The organism is Streptomyces sp. A0642, assembly GCF_004795105.1.
Taxonomy (GTDB): domain Bacteria; phylum Actinomycetota; class Actinomycetes; order Streptomycetales; family Streptomycetaceae; genus Streptomyces.
The window spans coordinates 30,765-53,098 of record NZ_SSBL01000030.1 but is presented as its reverse complement, the minus strand read 5'-3'; the positions used below and the strand labels follow the sequence as shown (position 1 = coordinate 53,098).

Below are 22,334 nucleotides of genomic sequence, written 5' to 3'. Positions count from 1 at the left end.
CCGGTCTCGCACTCCGGACGGCCACGGCAACGGTCCGGCCGCCCCCACGGCCTCCGGGTTCCCCAGGACAACCCGGCGGGCCGAGCGCCTCCACAGCCTCGGGGTCTCCGGGCAACCCCGAGAAAGACCACCACTCACCCGTCACAAGAAGCGCATACCGCCCCGAGCGCCCCGCGCTCGATGTGAGGCTCACCACGAAACGAGCGTTCGGCCACCCCGCCCCGGGGCCCTCCCGGCCCCCCTCGCGAAGCGTCATGGGCCGGCCCGTGGGCGCTTGGACCGTATGGCCGGAACCGGTCGGTAACCCGCCGGTGTTCCGGGCGGCGACTGCTCCGAGGCGGCCACGGGCGGCAGTCGGCCACCGGGCACCGATCACCGCGCGTCACCGTTCGCTACGGCCGCGCGAGGGGGTGAGGGCGCGTTTCCCGTGTCCGCGGGCGGGGCGTCCCCAATTCGGACCAGTGGTCGATCTCGCCTACACTCGGTGGTGTGCCTCGTGGTGATGGACGACTCAACCACGACCTGCTCCCCGGAGAGAAAGGCCCCCAGGACGCTTGTGGCGTCTTCGGTGTCTGGGCTCCGGGTGAAGAGGTCGCCAAGCTCACCTATTTCGGACTGTATGCCCTGCAGCACCGTGGACAGGAGTCCGCGGGCATCGCAGTGAGCAACGGGTCCCAGATCCTGGTCTTCAAGGACATGGGACTGGTCTCGCAGGTCTTCGACGAAACGTCTCTGGGATCGCTCCAGGGCCATATCGCGGTCGGTCATGCCCGCTACTCCACCACCGGCGCCTCGGTGTGGGAGAACGCGCAGCCGACGTTCCGTGCGACCGCGCACGGCTCGATCGCCCTGGGTCACAACGGAAACCTGGTCAACACGGCCCAGCTCGCCGAGATGGTCGCCGACCTTCCGCGCAAGGACGGCCGCGCCACCCAGGTCGCCGCGACCAACGACACCGACCTGGTGACCGCCCTGCTCGCCGGCCAGACCGACGACGACGGCAAGCCGCTCACCATCGAGGAGGCCGCCGCCAAGGTGCTTCCCGATGTCAGGGGCGCCTTCTCCCTCGTCTTCATGGATGAGCACACCCTCTACGCCGCCCGTGACCCGCAGGGCATCCGCCCGCTGGTCCTCGGCCGGCTGGAGCGCGGCTGGGTGGTGGCCTCCGAGTCCGCCGCCCTCGACATCTGCGGCGCCAGCTTCGTCCGCGAGATCGAGCCGGGCGAACTCGTCGCCATCGACGAGAACGGTCTGCGCACCTCCCGCTTCGCAGAAGCGAAGCCCAAGGGCTGTGTCTTCGAGTACGTCTACCTGGCGCGCCCCGACACCGACATCGCCGGTCGGAACGTCTACCTCTCCCGGGTGGAGATGGGACGCAAGCTGGCGGCCGAGGCCCCGGTCGAGGCCGATCTGGTCATAGCGACACCGGAGTCCGGCACCCCCGCCGCCATCGGTTACGCGGAGGCCAGCGGTATCCCCTTCGGCGCCGGACTGGTGAAGAACGCCTACGTGGGCCGGACCTTCATCCAGCCGTCCCAGACCATCCGGCAGCTCGGCATCCGCCTCAAGCTGAACCCCCTCAAGGAAGTCATCAAGGGCAAGCGACTGGTGGTCGTCGACGACTCGATCGTCCGCGGCAACACCCAGCGCGCACTCGTCCGGATGCTCCGCGAGGCCGGTGCGGCCGAGATCCACATCCGGATCTCCTCCCCGCCCGTGAAGTGGCCCTGCTTCTTCGGCATCGACTTCGCCACCCGCGCCGAGCTGATCGCCAACGGCATGACCGTCGACGAGATCGCCACGTCGATGGGGGCCGACTCGCTCTCGTACATCTCGCTCGACGCGATGGTCGAGGCGACGACGATCGCCAAGCCGAATCTGTGCCGCGCCTGCTTCGACGGCGAGTACCCGATGGAGCTTCCGGACCCGGAGCTGCTCGGCAAGCAGCTGCTGGAGACCGAGCTGGCGGCAGGCCCTGCGGCGACCGCCGCGGCCGACGCGCTGCGCCGTCCGTGACCCGGACCGCTCGGCAGTCTTCCCACCAGCCCCGTATCTCCACACGAAAGATCCCAGGCAATGTCTGAGACAACAGGTGCTTCCTACGCGGCAGCGGGCGTCGACATCGAGGCCGGCGACCGCGCCGTAGAGCTGATGAAGGAGTGGGTGAAGAAGACGCAGCGCCCCGAGGTGGCGGGCCTCGGCGGCCTCGGCGGCTTCGCCGGCCTCTTCGACGCCTCGGCGCTCAAGCGCTACGAGCGTCCGCTGCTCGCCTCCGCCACGGACGGGGTCGGCACCAAGGTCGACCTCGCCCGACAGATGGGTGTGTACGACACGATCGGCCACGACCTCGTCGGCATGGTCGTGGACGACCTCGTCGTCTGCGGCGCCGAGCCGCTCTTCATGACCGACTACATCTGTGTCGGCAAGGTGCATCCCGAGCGTGTCGCGGCCATCGTGAAGGGCATCGCCGAAGGCTGTGTCCTGGCGGGCTGCGCCCTGGTCGGCGGCGAGACCGCCGAACACCCCGGCCTGCTGGGCCCGGACGACTTCGACGTCGCCGGCGCCGGTACGGGCGTGGTCGAGGCGGACCGTCTGCTGGGTCCCGACCGCATCCGCAAGGGTGACGCCGTGATCGCGATGGCGTCGTCCGGTCTTCACTCCAACGGGTACTCGCTCGTCCGCCACGTCGTCTTCGACCGGGCCGGATGGACGCTGGACCGCGAGGTCGAGGAGTTCGGCCGGACGCTCGGCGAGGAGCTCCTGGAGCCCACCCGGATCTACTCCCTGGACTGCCTGGCGCTGACCCGTACGACCGAGGTGCACGGCTTCAGCCACGTCACCGGTGGCGGCCTGGCCAACAACCTGGCCCGGGTCATCCCCGACGGGCTGCACGCGACGGTGGACCGTTCGACCTGGACGCCCGGCGCGGTGTTCGACCTCGTCGGCAAGGCCGGCCGGGTGGAGCAGCTGGAGCTGGAGAAGACGCTGAACATGGGCGTCGGCATGATCGCGATCGTGCCCGCCGAATCGGTGGACGCGGCCCTGACGACGCTGGCCGACCGCGGCGTCGACTCCTGGGTCGCGGGCGAGATCACCGACCGCGGTGCGCACACGACGGGTGCGGAGCTCGTGGGCGGGTACGCGCGCTGATCCCGGGCGCGCGGGATGCTCTCAGGTGCGGGCGGGCCGGGAAGGCCCGTCCGCCGGGGGCGGTCCCCCCACGGGAGCCGGAGCGGCCCGCACGCCATGAACATGGCGCCCGGTCCCGGGTCGTTCCAGGCCGGCGAGGACAGCGCACCCACCCGAGCAGCAGTTTCCGGACCGGGACAGCACAGAACCCGGTCCGGGACAGGCCCGGACCGGGTTGATGTGTCAGCGCGAGGTCAAGCGCCGCGGCGCTGTGACGACGGACCGGACTGATCGTCCTCGTCGTCGTCATCATCGACGTTGTACTGATCCGCGTACTGTGCGTACGGGTCATCTTCCTCGTCGTCGTCCTCGAACGGCTCGGCGTTCGGTGGTTGACTCGAAGGTGATGCGCCCAGCTCATTGGCCAGACGCGACAGGTCAGTCCCGCCGCTGCTGTACTTCAGCTGACGGGCGACCTTGGTCTGCTTGGCCTTTGCCCGGCCGCGCCCCATGGCTCGACCCCCTCGGTGACGGGGCTCGACGGCCCCAGAGTCTTGACACGCGTTCATGTTTCAGAACGGACTCTCGGCAGAGAGACCGTGCCTGTAGTGCTTTAACGGTACCTGCTTCCGCGGCCCTACGGTACGCCGCCCGCATCACGCGCCCCGGAAGAGGGCCAGCGAAGAGGTCGTCCCCGCTGGTCAACTGCGATTTTAACCTCTTATTGGCACGCGACCCGCCGACCGGAGTGAGTCTTGTCTCCGCCGGTCGGCGGGCCGGTGGGCGCTGCGCCCGGGGTGACGCCCTGTAGGGCCCCCTGCCCGGTCAGCTACGGCGGGCCTCGGCCATCCGCTGCTCCGCGATCCGGTCGGCCGCGGCGGCCGGCGGAATGCCGTCCTCCTTCGCACGCGCAAAGATCGCCAGGGTGGTGTCGAAGATCTTCGCCGCCTTCGCCTTGCACCGGTCGAAGTCGAAGCCGTGCAGCTCGTCCGCGACCTGGATCACGCCGCCGGCGTTCACCACGTAGTCGGGTGCGTACAGGATCGACCGGTCCGCCAGGTCCTTCTCCACGCCCGGGTGCGCGAGCTGGTTGTTGGCCGCTCCGCACACCACCGAGGCGGTGAGCACCGGGACGGTGTCGTCGTCGAGCGCGCCGCCGAGCGCGCACGGTGCGTAGATGTCCAGACCCTCGGTACGGATCAGGGCCTCGGTGTCCGCCGCGACGGCGACCTGGGGGTGCTCCGCGGTGATCCGGCGGACGGACTCCTCGCGCACATCCGTGATCACGACCTCGGCGCCGTCCGACAGCAGGTGCTCCACGAGGTGGTGGCCCACCTTGCCGACACCCGCGACCCCCACTTTCCGGCCACGCAGCGTCGGGTCGCCCCACAGGTGCTGGGCCGAGGCCCGCATGCCCTGGAAGACGCCGAACGCGGTGAGCACGGAGGAGTCGCCGGCCCCGCCGTTCTCGGGGGAGCGGCCGGTGGTCCAGCGGCACTCGCGGGCCACGACGTCCATGTCCGCGACGTACGTGCCGACGTCGCAGGCCGTCACGTAGCGGCCGCCGAGCGACGCCACGAAACGGCCGTAGGCCAGCAGGAGTTCCTCGGTCTTGATCTGCTCGGGGTCGCCGATGATGACGGCCTTGCCGCCACCGTGGTCGAGACCGGCCATGGCGTTCTTGTACGACATGCCGCGCGCCAGGTTCAGCGCGTCCGCGACGGCCTCCTGCTCGGAGGCGTACGGGTAGAAGCGGGTGCCGCCGAGGGCCGGGCCCAGGGCGGTGGAGTGGAGCGCGATGACGGCCTTGAGGCCGCTGGCACGGTCCTGGCAGAGGACGACCTGTTCGTGGCCCCCCTGGTCCGAGCGGAAAAGGGTGTGCAGTACATCGACAGGCACGCCGGTCACATCGGTCACTGTGGTGACTCCCAAGTACGAAGCGGCGGAAAGACCCTCCTGAAGGTGGGGAGGGCCCCGGACCGTCCGGCACGGACGGTCCGACTGGGCAAGAGCGTAAGTCCTCAGGGCGGGCAGATCCGTGCCAGTGCGGTGGATCACCCCCTCCAGGAGTACGGGCGTGACACGATCGCTGCATGTCGGTGGTGTCTTCAGTGCTCGTCCCTTACGCGTCCTACCTCCGGGTGTACGAGCCACTGGCGGCCTTCCCGGAAGCCGAACGCGCTCACTGGACCCGCTACGCGGGCCGCGAGCGGGTCCCCACGGCGCAGGACGAACTGCGCCGCTCCCTGGCCGACTTGGCGGCGACGCCGCCGGTGGGCGTGCCGGCGCACGAGAGCGCCGACGCGTTCGTCGCCGAGGTGGACGGCGTGGTGTGCGTCTGTCCGTGGCGGACTCGGCTGCGCGGGTGGCTGGCGCTGGAGGGGCTGGCGGAGATGTTCCCCGCCGCGGTGCTCGACGCGGTGCTGCCGCCGGTGGTGCGGGGGCAGGCCGCGGCCGACCACGAGCGGTGGTCGGAGCGCAATCCGGATGCCCGGCCGTGGATCAGGACGGCGGTGTGGCAGGTTCCGGTGCGCTGGTTCGTGCTCTTCACGGACGAGGAGCGTGAGTACCTGGAGGCCGGGCAGGACGGCGAGCCGCCGGTGCTGCGGTACCGGACGCCGATGGTCCAGGCGCGGCGCCGGCTGGCGCGGGCGCTCAAGACGCTGCGCGAGTCCATGGACGACGGTCCGCTGACCGAGGGACTGGTGGACGTCGGGCGGTGGCTGGAGGAGTTCCACCCGCGCTCGCTCGTCGAGCTGGACTACGGCGGGCTGGTGCACGCCCTGGCGGCGGAGCAGCTCGCCGGGGACCGGAGCGCGGCGGACGTGGCCGAGGGCATCGCGGCCCTGGGCGCCGGGGACGCCGAGGGGGCGAGTGAGGCGTACGCGCGTCTCGCGGAGCGCTGGAGGGCCGTGAGGGACCGCCAGTTTGCCAACTAGCGATCGAACTGACGATCCATGAACCTGTGACCCAGGTGACACGTGAGGGTGAGGGGGCGGAATCGCACCTCAGTGGTCCCGGGACCTACGTCCCGAACCGGGCCTTTGCCTCAAGCGTGATGGATAGCACTTACAGGGCCCTTGCGTCCTTCCCTACTCCTCGTGCCAAAATAGGACAAGGAGTCCGGGGAGGACTCCTTCCGTCCAAGTAAGGGCGGAATGCTCAGCATTGCACGCTATGGGGGGTCTGAGGGCTCCTGATCGCTCTGTGACTGATCGTCACGGCGGTGTGACTGTCCGCTATGGCATGGTCCATCGGCTTCCGTCGCTGATGAACACCTGGGAGGGCAATTCCATCGGTTTGGCCGACGTGGCTGGACGGATGGTGTAGTTGTAGTGCCGAGGACAAGCCGTTCGTCCTATAACCGACTCGGCCCGCGTCCGCCATTTCGGGCAACGCGGGTCAAGGTGCAGAATTTAGAGGAAAGAACCGAGATGGTTCGGTTCTCCCGAGGAGGCCGCTCATGACCGCTCGCACCCCTGATGCCGAGCCGCTGCTGACCCCGGCTGAGGTTGCCACGATGTTCCGCGTGGACCCGAAGACGGTTACCCGTTGGGCCAAGGCAGGCAAGCTCACGTCCATCCGCACGCTCGGTGGACATCGCCGGTACCGCGAGGCAGAGGTCCGCGCACTGCTTGCGGGTATTCCGCAGCAGCGCAGCGAGGCCTGACATACCCCTGTCGCCGCGTCACAACTGGGCTTTTGGGTCCCCCAACCCGCATAGCCCACCCATAGCTCCATATGACGGGCGCCCGCCCCAACGGGCGCCATACCTGTGTCATACGGGTTTTGTCATGAGATCGCGCTGGACTCCGCCGGGTCCAGCGCGATCTTTTTTGTGTGCGCGGCCCGGCGCGGGGCCCTCGACGGGTGCCGTCTCCCGGCCGTCTCCCCTCGCTGGAAACCGGGCGTCCGGTTGGCTCCCGGGGGTCTCGTGCGAGCGTGCCGGCCTCGGCGAGAGGCGGTGCGACCGGGTTGGTGGAGGCCCGGAGCGGGTCGGTCGGGGGATTCCCGGAGCGCCCCCGCCAAGTAGTGCAATTGCACATATTAAATTCGCCAGTTGTAGGAAGGGTGTAAAGCCACCCGTTCTGAAAACTGATTCGGTGACACCCGTCACACCGCACGAGTCTTGCCAAGTACGAGCCTGCCACTGTGGGGCGGGAGAACGGCGCGCCATTGGTCACGCGGCGGGGGGACGTTCGTCCTCCGTCCATGCGGGGCCGATCCGCCCGTCGGGACCCTCCTCGGCCCTGCCGGGCGTCGTGGAGGCGGGTGCCGCGACGGCACGGGCTGCCCTCGCGGAGGTGACGGGCCGGCCGGGGAGGGCGTGAGGGCTGGCCTCGGGTGCCGTGGGAGCGGCGGCCGGCCCGGGCCCCATCACGGGCCGCGCGGTCTGTTCCGGCGCTTCGCCGGGAGTGGCCGCGTGCCCGTCGGCGTCCGGCGGGGGGCCGGGAGGGGCCGTGCGGGCCGTGGCCCGCTCCGACGGCCGCCCGGGAGCCGGTGCGGCCGCTGGGGCCGCTCCGGGCGGTTGCGGGGCTTCCAGGGTGGCCGGGGCCGCTTCCGGCGCTCCTGAGGCCGTCAGGGGCTCCATCGCGAGCCTCAGCAAGCGTGCGCAGACCGCGCAGTGACGGGTGAGATGGCGATAGCCCGAAGCCGCCGCCAGGTGGGCGCGCAGCAAGGCACGGATCTCGTGCCGGGGCGGCCTCCTGCCGGCCGGAAGCCGGGCCGGGGCCGGCTCGGGGGCTCCGGCCCGGTCCGGCAGGGAGTCCTCGCTCGTGGATGCCGTCATCCGCGCCACCTCCCGGTGGATGCGCGCCGCCCCGCCCGGGAACCCAGGGGCGGCCCTGGGTTTCTGAGTACTCGTCGGCGGACACCGGAGTCAAGACGCGCGAAAGCCCGGATCCAGGGGATCCGGGCTTTCGTTACTGCGGTCCTGACGGGATTTGAACCCGCGGCCTCCACCTTGACAGGGTGGCGAGCACTCCAAACTGCTCCACAGGACCAGGTTTTCGCGGCTGCCTTGCGGCTGGCTGCGAAGACAGACTCTACAGCAGGTCGGAGGGTGCGGTCGACCTCACTCCGGGTGGTGGGGCCGCTACACGAACAGCCGCAAGGGCCGCTCCGATCGGCGCCGCCGGGCTCCCTACGGGGCGGCGGCGTCGATCGCCTTCACGATCCGCTTGTCGGAGACGGGGAACGCCGTCCCCAGGGCGTGCGCGAAGTAGCTGACCCGCAGCTCCTCGATCATCCAGCGGATGTCCAGGACCTCCTGCGGCACGGGCCTGCCCTGCGGCAGTTGCTCCAGCAGCCAGGCGTACTCGTCCTGCATCTCGTGCACCTTCTCCATGCGCGTGGTGTCGCGCTGGGCGTTCGTCGGCATCTGCTGGAGCCGGCGGTCCTCGGCGACCAGGTAGCGCATCAGGTCGGGCAGCCTGCGCAGCCCGGTCAGGGTGACGAAGCCGGGCGGCACGAGGCGGGCGAGGTGGTCCCGTACGTCCGTGACGTTGTTGATCAGCACCAGGCTGTTGGTCGACTTCAGCCGGCGCTCGCACGCCTGCCAGGCCGCCAGGATCTGCTGGACCTGGCCGATCGTGCGGACGGTCAGGTCCACCAGGTCGGCGCGCACCTTGTCGTACAGCTTCCGGAACGAGGCCTCGTCCCAGGCGGGGCCGCCGTGGGCGGCGATCAGCCGGTCGGCCGCCGCCGTCGCGCAGTCGTCGAAGAGCGCCTGGATGGAACCGTGCGGGTTGCGGGACAGGGCCAGCTTCTGCTGGTTCGTCAGCTTGTCCGAGGCGAACTTCGCCGGGTTCACCGGGATGTTCAGCAGGATCAGCTTCCGGGTGCCCCGCCACATCGCCTGCTGCTGCTCGGCCTCCGTGTCGAAGAGCCGTACGGCCACGGTCTCGCCCTGGTCGACGAGGGCCGGGAAGGCCTTGACCGGCTGGCCCGCCCGCCGCGTCTCGAACACCCGGTCCAGCGTGCCGATCGTCCAGTCCGTGAGCCCCGAACGCTCGATGGACTCGCCCGAGGGGCCCGCGGTCGCCGCCGCGGCCTTGGAGAGGGCCTGGCGGGCCTTGGGGCGCAGCTGGACGCGCAGCGCCTCCAGGTCCTTGTCCTCGGCGACCTTGCGGCGCCGCTCGTCGACGACCCGGAAGGTGATCTTCAGGTGGTCCGGGACCCGGCTCAGGTCGAAGTCGTCCGCGGTGACGGGCACGCCGACCATCCGCTGGAGCTCGCGGGCCAGCGTGACCGGCAGCGGCTCCTGGAGCGGCACGGCCCGGTCGAGGAACTTGTCCGCGTAGTTCGGCGCGGGGACGTAGTGCCGGCGGATCGGCTTGGGCAGGGAACGGATCAGTTCCGTGACCACTTCCTCGCGCAGGCCCGGGATCTGCCAGTCGAAGCCCTCGGACGTGACCTGGTTGAGCACCTGGAGCGGGATGTGGACGGTCACGCCGTCGGCGTCCGCGCCGGGCTCGAACTGGTACGTCACCCGGAACTTGAGCTTCCCCTGCCGCCAGGAGTCCGGGTAGTCGTCCTTGGTGACGGCTCCGGCCTTCTCGTTGATGAGCATCGAACGCTCGAAGTCCAGCGCGTCCGGCTCGTCACGCCGCTTGTGCTTCCACCACGAGTCGAAGTGCGCACCGGAGACGACGTGTTCGGGGATGCGCTGGTCGTAGAAGTCGAAGAGCGTCTCGTCGTCCACGAGGATGTCGCGTCGCCGGGCGCGGTGCTCCAGCTCCTCGACCTCGCCGAGGAGCTTGCGGTTGTCGTGGAAGAACTGGTGGTGGGTGCGCCAGTCGCCCTCGACCAGGGCGTTGCGGATGAAGAGATCCCGCGAGGCCTCCTGGTCGATCCGGCCGAAATTGACCTTGCGCTGGGCCACGATCGGAACGCCGTACAGCGTGACGCGTTCGTACGCCATCACCGCCGCCTGGTCCTTCTCCCAGTGCGGCTCGCTGTAGGTGCGCTTCAGCAGGTGCCCGGCCAGCGGTTCGATCCACTCGGGCTCGACCCGGGCGTTGACCCGCGCCCACAGCCGGGACGTCTCGACCAGCTCGGCCGACATCACGAACCGCGGCTGCTTCTTGAAGAGCGCCGACCCGGGGAAGATCGCGAACTTGGCGCTGCGGGCGCCCAGGTACTCGTTCTTCTCGGTGTCCTTCAGCCCGATGTGCGAGAGCAGGCCGGCCAGCAGAGAGGTGTGCACCGACTGCTCGGGGGCGTCGTCCTCATTGAGCTCGATCCCCATCTGCTTGGCGACCGTGCGCAGCTGCGCGTAGATGTCCTGCCATTCGCGGATGCGCAGGAAGTTCAGGTACTCCTGCTTGCACATCCGGCGGAAGCTGGAGGAACCGCGCTCCTTCTGCTGCTCACGGATGTAGCGCCACAGATTCAGGAACGCCAGGAAGTCCGACGTCTCGTCCTTGAACCGGGCGTGCTGCTGATCGGCCTGCGTCTGCTTCTCGGACGGCCGCTCGCGCGGGTCTTGGATGGAGAGCGCGGAGGCGATGACCATCACCTCGCGGACGCAGCCGTTCCGGTCGGCCTCGATGACCATACGGGCCAGCCGCGGGTCCACCGGCAGCTGCGAGAGCTTCCGCCCGAGCGGGGTGAGCCGCTTCTTCGGATCCTTCTCCTCCGGATCCAGCGCACCGAGTTCCTGGAGGAGCTGTACGCCGTCACGGATGTTGCGGTGGTCCGGCGGGTCGATGAAGGGGAACTTCTCGATGTCGCCGAGACCGGCGGCGGTCATCTGGAGGATGACGGAGGCCAGGTTCGTACGGAGGATCTCCGGGTCCGTGAACTCCGGGCGGGTCAGGAAGTCGTCCTCGGAGTACAGCCGGATGCAGATGCCGTCCGACGTACGGCCGCAGCGGCCCTTGCGCTGGTTGGCGCTGGCCTGCGAGATCCGCTCGATCGGCAGCCGCTGCACCTTGGTGCGGTGGCTGTAGCGGGAGATACGGGCGTTGCCCGGGTCGATCACGTACTTGATGCCCGGAACGGTCAGCGAGGTCTCGGCGACGTTGGTCGCCAGCACCACCCTGCGGCCGGTGTGGCGCTGGAACACGCGGTGCTGCTCGGCGTGCGACAGGCGTGCGTAGAGGGGGAGTACCTCGGTATGCCTGAGGTTGCGTTTGCCGAGGGCGTCGGCGGTGTCGCGGATCTCGCGCTCTCCCGAGAGGAAGACCAGGACATCGCCCGGCCCCTCCGCCTGGAGCTCGTCCACGGCGTCGCAGATGGCGGTGATCTGATCGCGGTCGGAGTCCTCGCTGTCCTCCTCCAGCAGCGGGCGGTACCGGACCTCCACCGGGTACGTACGCCCGCTGACCTCCACGATCGGCGCCTCGCCGAAGTGACGCGCGAAGCGCTCCGGGTCGATGGTCGCCGAGGTGATGACGACCTTCAGATCGGGGCGCTTGGGCAGCAGCCGGGCCAGATAGCCGAGCAGGAAGTCGATGTTCAGCGACCGCTCGTGGGCCTCGTCGATGATGATCGTGTCGTACGCGAGCAGCTCGCGGTCCGTCTGGATCTCGGCGAGCAGGATGCCGTCCGTCATCAGCTTGACGAAGGTCGCGTCCGGGTTGACCTGGTCCGTGAAACGGACCTTCCAGCCGACCGCCTCGCCCAGCGGAGTGTTCAGCTCCTCGGCGATCCGCTCGGCCACCGTACGGGCCGCGATCCGGCGCGGCTGGGTGTGCCCGATCATGCCGCGGACGCCACGGCCCAGCTCCATGCAGATCTTGGGGATCTGGGTGGTCTTGCCCGAGCCGGTCTCACCGGCGACGATCACGACCTGGTGGTCGCGTATCGCCTCCAGGATCTCGTCCTTCTTCTGGCTGACCGGCAGTTGTTCGGGATACGAGAGGGCAGGCATCCGCCCGGCCCGCAGCGCGAGCCGCCCGGCCGCCTTCGTGGCCTGGGCCGCGATCTCGTCCAGCACGGCCTGCTGGGCCTCGGGCTTGCGAATGCGCCGCGCGCCTTCGAGGCGGCGGCCGAGCCGGTGCGCGTCGCGGAGGGGGAGCTGCGCGAGCTGGGACTGGAGATCGGCAAAGGAAGTAGACATACGGGTCCCAGGATCTCACCCGGGCCCGAGGAACGGCGAACGTATTTCACGCGGCCTCGGTCACGGGGCCCGGTCACGCTGTCCCGGTCGTCCGGTCGTCGGTGACCGGGCCCTCGGGCACGGGGCTCGGCGGCGTCGTCCCGGCCGTCCGGCCGCCGGTCGTCCGGCCCCTCGACGGAGGGCGGCAGAGCCCGCGTAAACGGCGAAGGCCCCGTCCACCGGACGGGGCCTTCGAAGAGTGGCTGGGGCCGGGATCGAACCGGCGACCTATCGCTTTTCAGGCGATCGCTCGTACCAACTGAGCTACCCAGCCACGCAGCTCACAAAGGGCTGCAGCGGTCCTGACGGGATTTGAACCCGCGGCCTCCACCTTGACAGGGTGGCGAGCACTCCAAACTGCTCCACAGGACCAAGCTTTGTGCGACTAAGTGTCGCACAGGTTGTGCGTGCCCCCAACGGGATTCGAACCCGTGCTACCGCCTTGAAAGGGCGGCGTCCTGGGCCACTAGACGATGAGGGCAGAACTGCTGGTACAGCTTGCTTCTGCGTCTGTCGCCCGAAGGGAAAGTGAGAAGCGTGCGACTCCGCTTCCCCTCGAAAGGTTCCGCTTCTCCTTCCACCCCTTGAGGTGTCAGAACGGCCGAGTCCGACCGGCGCCCTTGGGCACGTCGGAGACTGTACACGGGGGTTTCGGTGTCAGCCAAACCGAATAGGGGAGGGCGTTGCGTCCGGTCGGCCCTCCTCCGGCAGATGGCGGCTGACCTCGGCGGTCGTCAGGCCGAGGCCGCCCAGGGTGATCTCGTCCCAGGCCTGCAGCCGGCGGGTGGAGCGGTCCAGATAGAGCACCGAAGCGAGCACCTGCTCGGGCTTCTTGTTCTGTACGGCCCGCAGCCCGCCGCCGCCCGTCGACCCCTCGACCATCAGTCGGGTGCCGCCCTTCATCAGCTCGTTCTGCCGGTGGTGCACATGGCCGGCCAGGACGAGCGGAACCGTGCCGTCCGTCTGCCGGGCCGCTTCCGGTTCGTGGGTGACGGCGATGTCGGCCGGTGCGCCGGCCCGCTGCCCGGCGCGCAGCGCGGCGGCCAGCCGCACGCCGGCCTCCCGCTCGACCCCCTCGGCCTGCTCCGGGCCCGTGCGGTCCGGGGTGAACTCCGGGTCCCCGATGCCCGCCACCCGCAGCCCGCCGACGTCCACCGCCCGGCCCTCGTCCAGCACGTGCACGTTCCGGAAACGCTTCTTCCCCGCCAGGTACTGCTGCGTCACCGCCGAGTCGTGGTTGCCGCGGACCCAGACGTAGGGCGCGCCCAGGTCGCCGATCGGGTCGAGGAAGCTGTTCTCCACGGCCGTGCCGTGATCCATCGTGTCGCCGGAGTCGATGATCACGTCGATGTCGTACTGCTCGACGAGCGAGCCGATGATGTGCCAGGCCGCCGGGTTGAGGTGGATGTCGGAGACGTGCAGGACGCGGAGCGTGGCGGGGTTCGGGCTGTACACCGGGAGCGTCGAGGTGGCGTCGTACAGCTTGGTGACGTTGGTGACCAGCCGGGCGAGTTCCTGCTGGTAGACGTCGAAGTCGGTGACGATCGAACGGGCGTCGCCCACGACGGAGGGGGCGCTGGAGAGCAGCCCGGAGAACTTCGGCTCCAGGACGGACTCCGGGTTCCAGGTGGCGTAGGCGCCCACGCCCGAGGCGGTCAGCAGCGCGAGCGCGAGCCCCCCTGCCGCCAGGGCGCGCCGGGGCCTGCGGTAGACGGCGAGGCCGAGCGCGGTGGCGCCGGACACGACCGCGACGCAGGAGCGCACGGCGAGTTCGCGGGCACCGGCGCCGACGTCGGCGCCGACCTCGTCCTCCAGGCCGGCGAGCCGTTCCGGGTGCTGGACCAGGGCCTCCGAGCGGACCGGGTCCAGGCGGTCGATGTCGACGTCCAGCCGGACCGGGGCGTGGTGCGAGTCCAGCTCCAGCGCGCCGAGGGGCGACACGTTGATCTTGGTGCCACCGCTGAGGGAGGGCCGCAGGGTCATCGTCGTGTCCATCGGCCCCACAGGCGTCCGGACGCTGCCGACGACCAGCAGCCCCAGCCAGGCGCCGAACAACACGACGGCGACCAGACCGAGCGCACGGACGAACGGCCGCGGCGGGGTGCTGGGGAGGGAGCGCGGGAGGTGCCGGACGCGAGCCATTGGGCGCGTATGCCCCGGCGGCGAGGCGGATATGCGTGGCCGCCGCGGCGGTGGGGCGGGTGCGTCCCAGGGGGCGCGGCGGGTGGGCCGCGGCGGTGGGGCGGGGGCCCCTGGCGGAGGGGCGTATATCCGCACACCAGGGCGCGTCCGGGGGCCGTACGTGACAATGGCGGGGTGCTGGAGATGACGCGGGAAGCGTTCGAGGAACTGGTCGGCGAGGCGCTGGACCGGATTCCGCCGGAGCTCACCCGGCTGATGGACAACGTCGCGGTGTTCGTCGAGGACGAACCGGAGTCCGATGATCCGGAACTGCTGGGGCTCTACGAGGGGACGCCGCTGACCGAGCGCGGTGAGTGGTACGCGGGCGTCCTGCCGGACCGGATCACCATCTACCGGGGGCCGACGCTGCGGATGTGCGAGTCGCGCGAGGACGTCGTGGCCGAGACGGAGATCACGGTCGTGCACGAGATCGCCCACCACTTCGGCATCGACGACGAGAGGCTGCACGCGCTGGGCTACGGGTGACCCGGGGGGCGCTTGCGGGGGTGCGGGTGCTCCGCGGGGGTGGCGGTGCTCCGGCGGGCCGGTTCCGTCCTCAAGCGCCGGACGGGCTGTGGTGGTGCGGGTGCGCGGTGTTGTGCGGGTGTTCGCCTCTGTCCGGTGGGTGGGGGTGGGGGCCCTCCGGGGAGACTCCTCAGAAATGGCATGTGCGGGCGGGTGGGAAAACGACTGGGGTCGTACGCCATTTCCTGCGGGGACTCCCCTGCACGCCCCCACCCGGCCTCGTCTGCGTCTGCACACCGGCCCTGCGACTGTCGCAGACGCACGGCGGGCGGGTTCGGGAGCGTGCAGGGGAGTCCCCGCAGGACGACGAACACCGACCCGGGTGCGGCTGCGTACCGGCGGAACGTTCGTCGTTTGAGGAGACGCCCCGGAGGGACCCCGAACCCCCACCCACCGGGTCAGGGCGCCTCCGCAACGCGGAGCACCCGCACATCTCAAGCCCGTCCGGCGTTTGAGGACGGAACCGGCCCGCCGGAGCAACCCGCACCCCGCACGGGGCCCGCACATCTCAAGCCCGTCCGGCGTTTGAGGGCGGAACCGGCCCGCCGGAGCAACCCGCACCCCGCACGGGGCCCGCACATCTCAAGCCGGCCCGGCGTTTGAGGACGGAACCGGCCCGCCGGAGCAACCCGCACCCCGCACGGGGCCCGCACATCTCAAGCCCGTCCGGCGCTTGAGGACGGAACCCCGCGCCCCGGCAAGGGGCAACCACGACAAGGCGCCGCCCCCCGCAGGGGAACCGTGTCCCCGGCGGGGCGGCGGGAGTTGGGCACAGCGCCCGTCCTGATTCCCGCCCCCGGAGGCCCCCGTGCGCCAGTTGCCCCTACCCGTCCGCTGGATGGCCGTCACCGCGGTGACGATCGCCGCGTCCACCGGCTGCATGAGCATCGGCTCCGACGGCGGGAAACCGGCGCCCTCCGGGTCCGCCGCACCGAAGGGCGCGGTGGCCGAGCCGGACGGGTCCACGGTGGCCGGGACGGGCGGGGCCCGTACGGGGGGCGGCGGCGGGGCGCACGCCGAGCGCAAGGCGGGCCGTTCCGCCGACCCGAGCGGCTCCGCCGCCCCCTCGGGAAGCCCCCGCCCGGAATCCGGCCGGTCCGCCCCGGCGAAGGCCGGCCACCCGGTGCCGCCGAAGCCCTCGGGGCCGGAGGCCTCCGCGCAACCGGAACCGCCCGCCCCGTCCGACCCGGGGCCCGCCCCCGAGAGCCCGCAGCAGACGACCCCGCCGGAGCCCGACCCGGGACCCTCCGATCCGGCGCCGCCCGTGCCGTCTGCCTCACCGGCCGCTCAGCTCCGTAAGGGCGCGATGGGTGCGCCGGGTGCCGTGTACGCGCTACGGACTCCAGAGGCATCACCGCAGGTGGGACCGGCCTGAGGGGGTGGTCGGGAGGGGGCGGTTTGCGTAATGGGGGGAAGAGTGCGTATGGTTATAGATCGTTTGATCCCATTGCCCGGCGCCGACACAGAAGAGCGCCGTGTGGCGCGTACTCTCCCTTGCCGTGGCTGGACCGCATTGAGGCGGTCGAAATTGCGAAAACACGGAGTTACGGGCGCGTGCCGAGACTCCGAGAGGTTTCGCATTTCGCATGTCAATTTCCAGTTCTGACCACACCGTCATGCCCGAGAACGTCGAGAACGACGTCGAGAACGCCGAGCTCATCGAGGCCGCCGAGGCCGTAGTCGAGGCCGTCGCGGTCGAGACCGACGCCCCCCAGGCCGAGCAGGCCGACGCCGAGGTGGACGCCGAGCCGACCATCACGTTCGCCGAGCTGGGCCTGCCCGAGGGCATCGTCCGCAAGCTCGCGCAGAACGGTGTGACCGCACCCTTCCCGATCCAGGCGGCGACCATCCCGGACGCCCTGGCCGGCAAGGACATCCTGGGCCGCGGCCGTACCGGCTCCGGCAAGACGCTCTCCTTCGGTCTGCCGACCCTGACGGCGCTGGCCGGCGGGCACACCGAGAAGAAGAAGCCCCGCGCGATCATCCTCACCCCGACGCGTGAGCTCGCGATGCAGGTCGCGGACGCGCTGCAGCCGTACGGCGACGTGCTCGGCCTGAAGATGAAGGTCGTCTGCGGCGGTACGTCGATGGGCAACCAGATCTACGCGCTGGAGCGCGGTGTCGACGTCCTCGTCGCCACCCCGGGCCGTCTGCGCGACATCATCAACCGGGGCGCCTGCTCCCTGGAGAACGTCCAGGTCGCCGTCCTCGACGAGGCCGACCAGATGTCCGACCTGGGCTTCCTGCCCGAGGTCACCGAGCTGCTCGACCAGATCCCCGGCGGCGGCCAGCGCATGCTCTTCTCCGCCACCATGGAGAACGAGATCGGCACCCTGGTCAAGCGCTACCTGACCAACCCGGTCACCCACGAGGTCGACTCCGCCCAGGGCAACGTCTCGACGATGTCGCACCACGTCCTCGTCGTGAAGCCGAAGGACAAGGCGCCGGTCACCTCCGCCATCGCCGCCCGCAAGGGCCGCACCATCATCTTCGTCCGCACCCAGCTGGGCGCCGACCGCATCGCCGAGCAGCTCATCGAGGCCGGCGTCAAGGCGGACGCACTGCACGGCGGCATGACGCAGGGCGCCCGTACCCGCGTTCTCGAGGACTTCAAGAAGGGCCTCGTCAACGCGCTCGTCGCGACCGACGTCGCCGCCCGCGGTATTCACGTCGACGGCATCGACCTGGTCCTGAACGTGGACCCGGCCGGTGACCACAAGGACTACCTGCACCGCTCGGGCCGTACCGCCCGTGCCGGCAAGTCCGGCGTCGTCGTCTCGCTGGCGCTGCCGCACCAGCGTCGCCAGATCTTCCGCCTGATGGAGGACGCGGGCGTCGACGCGTCGCGTCACATCGTCCAGGGCGCGGGCGTCTTCGAGCCGGAGGTCGCCGAGATCACCGGCGCCCGTTCGCTCACCGAGGTCCAGGCCGACTCCGCGAACAACGCCGCCAAGCAGGCGGAGCGCGAGGCCGCCGACCTGACCAAGCAGCTGGAGCGCATCCAGCGCCGTGCCGTGGAGCTGCGCGAGGAGGCCGACCGCCTGGTCGCCCGCGCCGCACGCGAGCGGGGCGACGACCCCGAGGCGGCGGTGGCCGAGGTCGCCGCCGAGGCGGAGGCCGCACTGCTGGCCGCCACCTCCGTGCCGGAGCAGCAGGCCGCGCGCGAGGAGCGCCGCGACGACCGCGGCAACTACGAGCGCCGGGACAACCGCGGTGGCGACCGCGGTGGTTACCGTGGCGGCAACGACCGCACCGGCGAGCGCAGTGGCCGTCCGGCCGGCAGCAGCGGTTACCGCGGCAGCAGCGACCGTCCGTCGTTCCGCGGCAGCAACGACCGTCGCGAGGACCGTCCGGTCGGTGGCGGCTTCCGCTCCGGTGGCGGTGACCGTCGCGACGACCGCGGCGGCCGTCCCTTCGAGCGTCGTGACAACGACCGTCCCGCGTTCAACCGCGACCGTCGTGACGAGCGTCCCTCGGGCGGCTTCCGCTCCGGTGGCGGTGACCGTCGCGACGACCGTGGCGGCCGTCCCTTCGAGCGTCGTGACAACGACCGTCCCGCGTTCAACCGCGACAACGACCGCCCGTCGTTCAACCGCGACCGTCGTGACGACCGCCCGTCCGGTGGCTTCCGCTCCGGTGGCAGCGACCGTCCGTTCAACCGCGACCGTCGTGACGACCGCCCCTCGGGCGGCTTCCGCTCCGGCGGCGCCAACGACCGTCCGACCGGCCGCCGCGACGACCACCGCGGTGGCACCGGAACGGGTACCGGCACCGGCACCTTCGGCCGCCGCGACGACAAGCCGCGCTGGAAGCGCAACGGCTGATCGTCGGACCGTGATCGCCTGATCGCTCAGCAGGGCCCGTACACCGCTTCGGTGTACGGGCCCTGCCTGTGTGCACGGGCGGGGGCGGCCGGCAGATGTACAAGTCCCTGTACTGAGGGGATGGCTGCCCCCCCGTACATGCGCGGCCCGTACGGCGACTCCGCCGTACGGGCCGCGTCTTTGAACGGGTTCGAAACACTCTGTCGCTGTGTCCGCGGCTGCTGTTAAAGTCGCCGCATCTGCTCGGGGGTGGCGGTGCCAGGCGTATCAGCCGCACCGCGAAGGCCACAGCGCGCACACGCGGCATCGTGAGCCCCCCCGTGCCTTGGTTCCCGGGGAGGACTTCTACTTTGACTCGCTCATCCAGCGGGTGGAGACGCCGACGCGCGTCCAGCCGTATCGCCCTGTTGATCACCCTGGCGGTCACCGCCGGGACCGGTGTGGCCACCACGGGGACGGCGGTTGCCGAAACGTCGGACGAGACTGTCGTGGTGAGCCCGGGCGCACGCTTCGTACCCCGTGCCACGCGCGTACTCAACGCCGGTGAGACCGGCTTCCTGACGGCGCAGGAGGGCGACGACCGCCTGCGCTGGATCGACTACGCCTCGGGCGCGGCCACCGTGCTGGCCGACCGGCTGCCGAAGCCCCTCGCGTACGACCCCGAGGAGGGCCGGCCCCGCGGCGACTGGCCCACCGGCTTCGGCCGGGGGTCCGACACCGTGGCGATCCACTCGCCGACCCCCAGCCCGCACGTCACGCTGCAGCAGCGCGCGGGGGGCGGGGCGACCACCACCGTTCCGATCCCGGAGGGCCAGTCCTACGTCGAGACGTACGGCACGACGGTCGTCACCCGTACCGGCACCGAGCGGGCGACGACGGACCTCCATCTGCTGCGGACCGAGGCCGGCAAGGTCACGGACCAGCGGCTGGAAGGCCTTCCCGAGGGCTGGAACCTGACCATCTCGGAGGGTGACTCCCGGTCCGTGGTCGTCCGGGGGATCCTCTGGGAGGACACCACCATGAAGAACGGGTGGTGGCTGGTCGACCTGGCGAGCGGGCAGGTCACCCCGCTGGCCGCGAACGCGCACGCGGTGACCCTCGGGAAGGACACCCTTCTGCAGGTGGGCCCGGGTGACGGCACGGGTGACGTCGCCGAGGTCTTCGACCGGAACGACCTGTCGGCCCCGCCCCGGGCCCTCGACATCAAGAACTTCCCCGGTGACGCGATGCGCCTGGTCGGGGACGCACTCATCGGCGTGCAGGCCGCCAACTCGGGCGACAACCAGTACCGCGGACAGCCGCTCTACCGTCTCGGCGCCGACGGCAGCACCGGGGACGAGCTGCTCGCCGCCGCCACCACCGAACTCTCCTGGGCGCCGGACGGCTCCGTCCTGGTCGCCGGAGCCGAGACCGTGACCGAGCGGGGCCCCCTCGACTGGGGCTACTACCGGTTCACGGCCGCCGCCGACGGCACCCTGACGCGCAAGCGCGTCGCGGACATCGAGGACATGCCCGCGCAGCCCGCGGGCATCGCCCTTGGCAGCGGCATCCTCACCACGGCCGACGACTCGAACCTCTTCCAGCCGTACACGTACATCGGCAGCTACCGCAGTACGTGGCTCAAGACCTCCGGCCGGCCCGAGGAGATCCGGACGTCGGTGGACGGTCTCACGAGCGGACGGGACGCGGACTGCGGATGGCTGGACGCCTCCTACTGCGTCACGATGTTCGCGAGCGGTGACGGGTTCCACGGCCGCAAGGAGGGGACCGAGCAGAGCAGGACCATGCTCTTCCGGAACGGGGACCCGAAGTGGGGGCCGACCGTCACCACCGGCCTGATGTCTCCGGAACTCGTCGACCTCTCCGGCCGGTTCGGAGTGGTGAACGAGGCGTCGGGCGGCAACCAGGTGATCAGCGAGTTCCGGGGCCCGGATTCCGGCACTGTTCTGGAGAAGCGGCCGCAGGGCGCGGCGGCGCTGTGGGGCAACACGTTCTGGAGCAACGCCCCGGACTCGTCCACGGTGTCCTCGAAGACGCTGCCTGCGGGCACGGCGGGTACCACCTTCACCACGCTCAACAAGTGTGTTCCCAGTGAGCTGCAGGCCGTGGGCCGCTGGGTGTACTGGGAGTGCCGGGACAACACGAACTGGCTCAAGGGCGCGGGTGTCTACGACCGGCAGACCGGCCGTTCCACGACGGCTCCGGACGCCAAGGTCCTCCTGGGCGACGGTTACTTCGTTGCGCACACCGAGAAGGGCGGCCTCACGCTCTTCGATCTGCACGACGGCCTGCCGGCCGGGGGTACGTACACCGCCCTGCCCCAGCGCACGCTGGTGAGCGCGGCGGACCTGAGTGAGAACACGGTGCGCCGTGCCGGCTGGACGGTCGACCGGTTCGGCGGCCATGTCGCGTACACCGGTGACGACCGGCGGGTCCGCATCGTGCCCACGGGCGTCCCGGCGTCACCGTTGTCGGTGATCGATGCGAAGGCCCCCGTGACCTCGCTCGATCTGCGGGCGGCCGCTCCGAGCTGGGCAGGCACGTGGTGGCTGTCCAAGCCGGCCGAGTCGTGGCAGCTCACCGTGAAGAACAAGGCGTCCGGCCAGGTCGTACGCACCGTCTCCGGTGGCGAGGCCCGTGGCACGGTCGCCGCGACCTGGGACGGCAAGGACCCGGCGGGCCGGCCGGTCGCCAACGGCGCGTACGGCTGGACCCTGTCGGCGAAGCCGGCCGATGGCAGCGGTGCGGCCCTGTCGGTGTCGGGTTCGGTGAAGGTGACGGGTGGCGCGGCCGTCACTCGTGACTTCGCCGGGAACGACGGCGTCGGTGATCTGCTGGCGTTCACGTCGGCCGGTGTCGCCGATTTCCGGGCCGGTACGGGTACGGGTCTGGTGGACGCGAGGGTGTCGGGTTCGGGCTGGACGGACGCGAACACGGTGACGTCGGCGGTGCCGTTCGACGATGTGAGCGGCGACCGGTGCAATGACGTGCTGGTGCGGGTGAAGAGCGGTGAGCTGCGGGCGTACAAGCCGTCGTGCGGTGGTGCGTTGAAGCCGACGACCGCGTACACGAAGGTGGGTCTGGGCTGGAACGTGTACGACGCTCTGACCTCGCCGGGTGACCTGACCGGGGACGGCCGGGCGGATCTGCTCGCGCGGGAGACGTCGACCGGTTACCTGTATCTGTACGAGAGCAGGGGTGACGGTGCCTTCCAGGGGCGTGTGAGGATCGGTACCGGCTGGAAGGGCTACCTCCTGTCCGGCGCCGGTGACCTGACCGGTGACGGCAAGGGTGATCTGCTGGCCCGGGACACGGCCGGGGTGCTGTGGCGGTACGCGGGGACGGCCAAGGGCACGCTGGCGTCCCGTGTGAAGGTCGGCGGCGGCTGGCAGGTCTACAACGCGCTCGTGGGCGTGGGTGATCTGAGCGGCGACGGCAAGGCCGATCTGCTGGCCCGGGACACCTCCGGGGTGCTGTGGAGCTACCGGGGCGACGGCAAGGGCCAGTTCGCGACGCGCGTGAAGGTCGGGGGCGGCTGGCAGATGTACTCCAGGCTCTCCTGACGCAGGCGG

Annotated in this window: 12 protein-coding genes, 4 tRNA genes and 1 pseudogene; 8 read left to right on the top strand and 9 right to left on the bottom strand. The window is 70.6% G+C overall.

What is annotated here, in order from left to right; genetic code table 11:
- The first annotated feature begins 489 nt into the window (after window positions 1-489).
- Together purF and purM are read left to right on the top strand one after the other, a co-directional pair.
- Window positions 490-2,016, top strand: coding sequence for an amidophosphoribosyltransferase (purF, locus tag E6R60_RS31790; RefSeq protein ID WP_136330168.1), 1,527 nt, complete (start codon window positions 490-492; stop codon window positions 2,014-2,016).
- A gap of 60 nt (window positions 2,017-2,076) precedes the next feature.
- Window positions 2,077-3,150 (top strand): phosphoribosylformylglycinamidine cyclo-ligase, encoded by a 1,074-nt coding sequence (gene purM, locus E6R60_RS31785; protein ID WP_136330167.1) that lies wholly within the window; start codon window positions 2,077-2,079, stop codon window positions 3,148-3,150.
- Window positions 3,151-3,383: 233 nt separating this feature from the next.
- On the opposite strand, the gene E6R60_RS31780 is transcribed toward purM, so the two are convergent.
- Both E6R60_RS31780 and E6R60_RS31775 read right to left on the bottom strand, forming a co-directional pair.
- A complete protein-coding gene (locus tag E6R60_RS31780; RefSeq protein WP_136330166.1) occupies window positions 3,384-3,641 on the bottom strand; it encodes a DUF3073 domain-containing protein in 258 nt (85 codons plus the stop codon).
- A 313-nt stretch (window positions 3,642-3,954) separates the two neighbouring features.
- A complete protein-coding gene (locus E6R60_RS31775) occupies window positions 3,955-5,046 on the bottom strand; it encodes a Glu/Leu/Phe/Val dehydrogenase dimerization domain-containing protein (protein ID WP_136330165.1) in 1,092 nt (363 codons plus the stop codon).
- Window positions 5,047-5,222: 176 nt separating this feature from the next.
- On the opposite strand from E6R60_RS31775, the gene E6R60_RS31770 reads away from it, so the two are divergent.
- Both E6R60_RS31770 and bldC read left to right on the top strand, forming a co-directional pair.
- Window positions 5,223-6,068, top strand: coding sequence for a hypothetical protein (locus E6R60_RS31770; protein WP_136330164.1), 846 nt, complete (start codon window positions 5,223-5,225; stop codon window positions 6,066-6,068).
- Between the two features lie 524 nt (window positions 6,069-6,592).
- On the top strand, window positions 6,593-6,799 hold the full coding sequence (gene bldC, locus E6R60_RS31765; protein WP_003949541.1) for a developmental transcriptional regulator BldC: 207 nt from the start codon (window positions 6,593-6,595) through the stop codon (window positions 6,797-6,799).
- A gap of 903 nt (window positions 6,800-7,702) precedes the next feature.
- Here bldC and E6R60_RS37630 read toward each other — a convergent pair.
- The 7 genes and pseudogenes from E6R60_RS37630 to E6R60_RS31730 all read right to left on the bottom strand — a co-directional run.
- Window positions 7,703-7,816 (bottom strand): annotated as a pseudogene (locus E6R60_RS37630) (DUF6274 family protein); the annotation flags it as partial.
- Between the two features lie 241 nt (window positions 7,817-8,057).
- Window positions 8,058-8,132 (bottom strand) — tRNA-Asp (locus E6R60_RS31755).
- Window positions 8,133-8,272: 140 nt separating this feature from the next.
- The gene (hrpA, locus tag E6R60_RS31750) at window positions 8,273-12,193 is read right to left on the bottom strand and encodes an ATP-dependent RNA helicase HrpA (RefSeq protein WP_136330162.1); all 3,921 of its coding nucleotides are present in this window, start codon (window positions 12,191-12,193) and stop codon (window positions 8,273-8,275) included.
- Window positions 12,194-12,432: 239 nt separating this feature from the next.
- A tRNA-Phe gene (locus tag E6R60_RS31745) sits at window positions 12,433-12,506 on the bottom strand.
- A 23-nt stretch (window positions 12,507-12,529) separates the two neighbouring features.
- Window positions 12,530-12,604, bottom strand: a tRNA-Asp gene (locus tag E6R60_RS31740).
- Between the two features lie 36 nt (window positions 12,605-12,640).
- Window positions 12,641-12,713: transfer RNA gene (locus E6R60_RS31735), tRNA-Glu, on the bottom strand.
- A gap of 176 nt (window positions 12,714-12,889) precedes the next feature.
- Window positions 12,890-14,374, bottom strand: coding sequence for a metallophosphoesterase (locus E6R60_RS31730; RefSeq protein ID WP_136330161.1), 1,485 nt, complete (start codon window positions 14,372-14,374; stop codon window positions 12,890-12,892).
- Between the two features lie 174 nt (window positions 14,375-14,548).
- Between E6R60_RS31730 and E6R60_RS31725 the strand changes: the two genes are divergently transcribed.
- The 4 genes from E6R60_RS31725 to E6R60_RS31710 all read left to right on the top strand — a co-directional run bounded on the left by E6R60_RS31725 (window position 14,549) and on the right by E6R60_RS31710 (window position 22,325).
- Complete coding sequence (locus E6R60_RS31725) at window positions 14,549-14,899, top strand: metallopeptidase family protein (RefSeq protein WP_206309567.1); 351 nt, start codon at window positions 14,549-14,551, stop codon at window positions 14,897-14,899.
- A gap of 847 nt (window positions 14,900-15,746) precedes the next feature.
- Window positions 15,747-16,313: a hypothetical protein gene (locus E6R60_RS31720; RefSeq protein WP_136330160.1), complete on the top strand. Its 567-nt coding sequence runs from the start codon at window positions 15,747-15,749 to the stop codon at window positions 16,311-16,313.
- A 241-nt stretch (window positions 16,314-16,554) separates the two neighbouring features.
- Window positions 16,555-18,762, top strand: coding sequence for a DEAD/DEAH box helicase (locus E6R60_RS31715; RefSeq protein ID WP_136330159.1), 2,208 nt, complete (start codon window positions 16,555-16,557; stop codon window positions 18,760-18,762).
- A gap of 491 nt (window positions 18,763-19,253) precedes the next feature.
- Window positions 19,254-22,325: an FG-GAP-like repeat-containing protein gene (locus E6R60_RS31710; protein ID WP_240802761.1), complete on the top strand. Its 3,072-nt coding sequence runs from the start codon at window positions 19,254-19,256 to the stop codon at window positions 22,323-22,325.
- The last annotated feature ends 9 nt before the right edge of the window (window positions 22,326-22,334 follow it).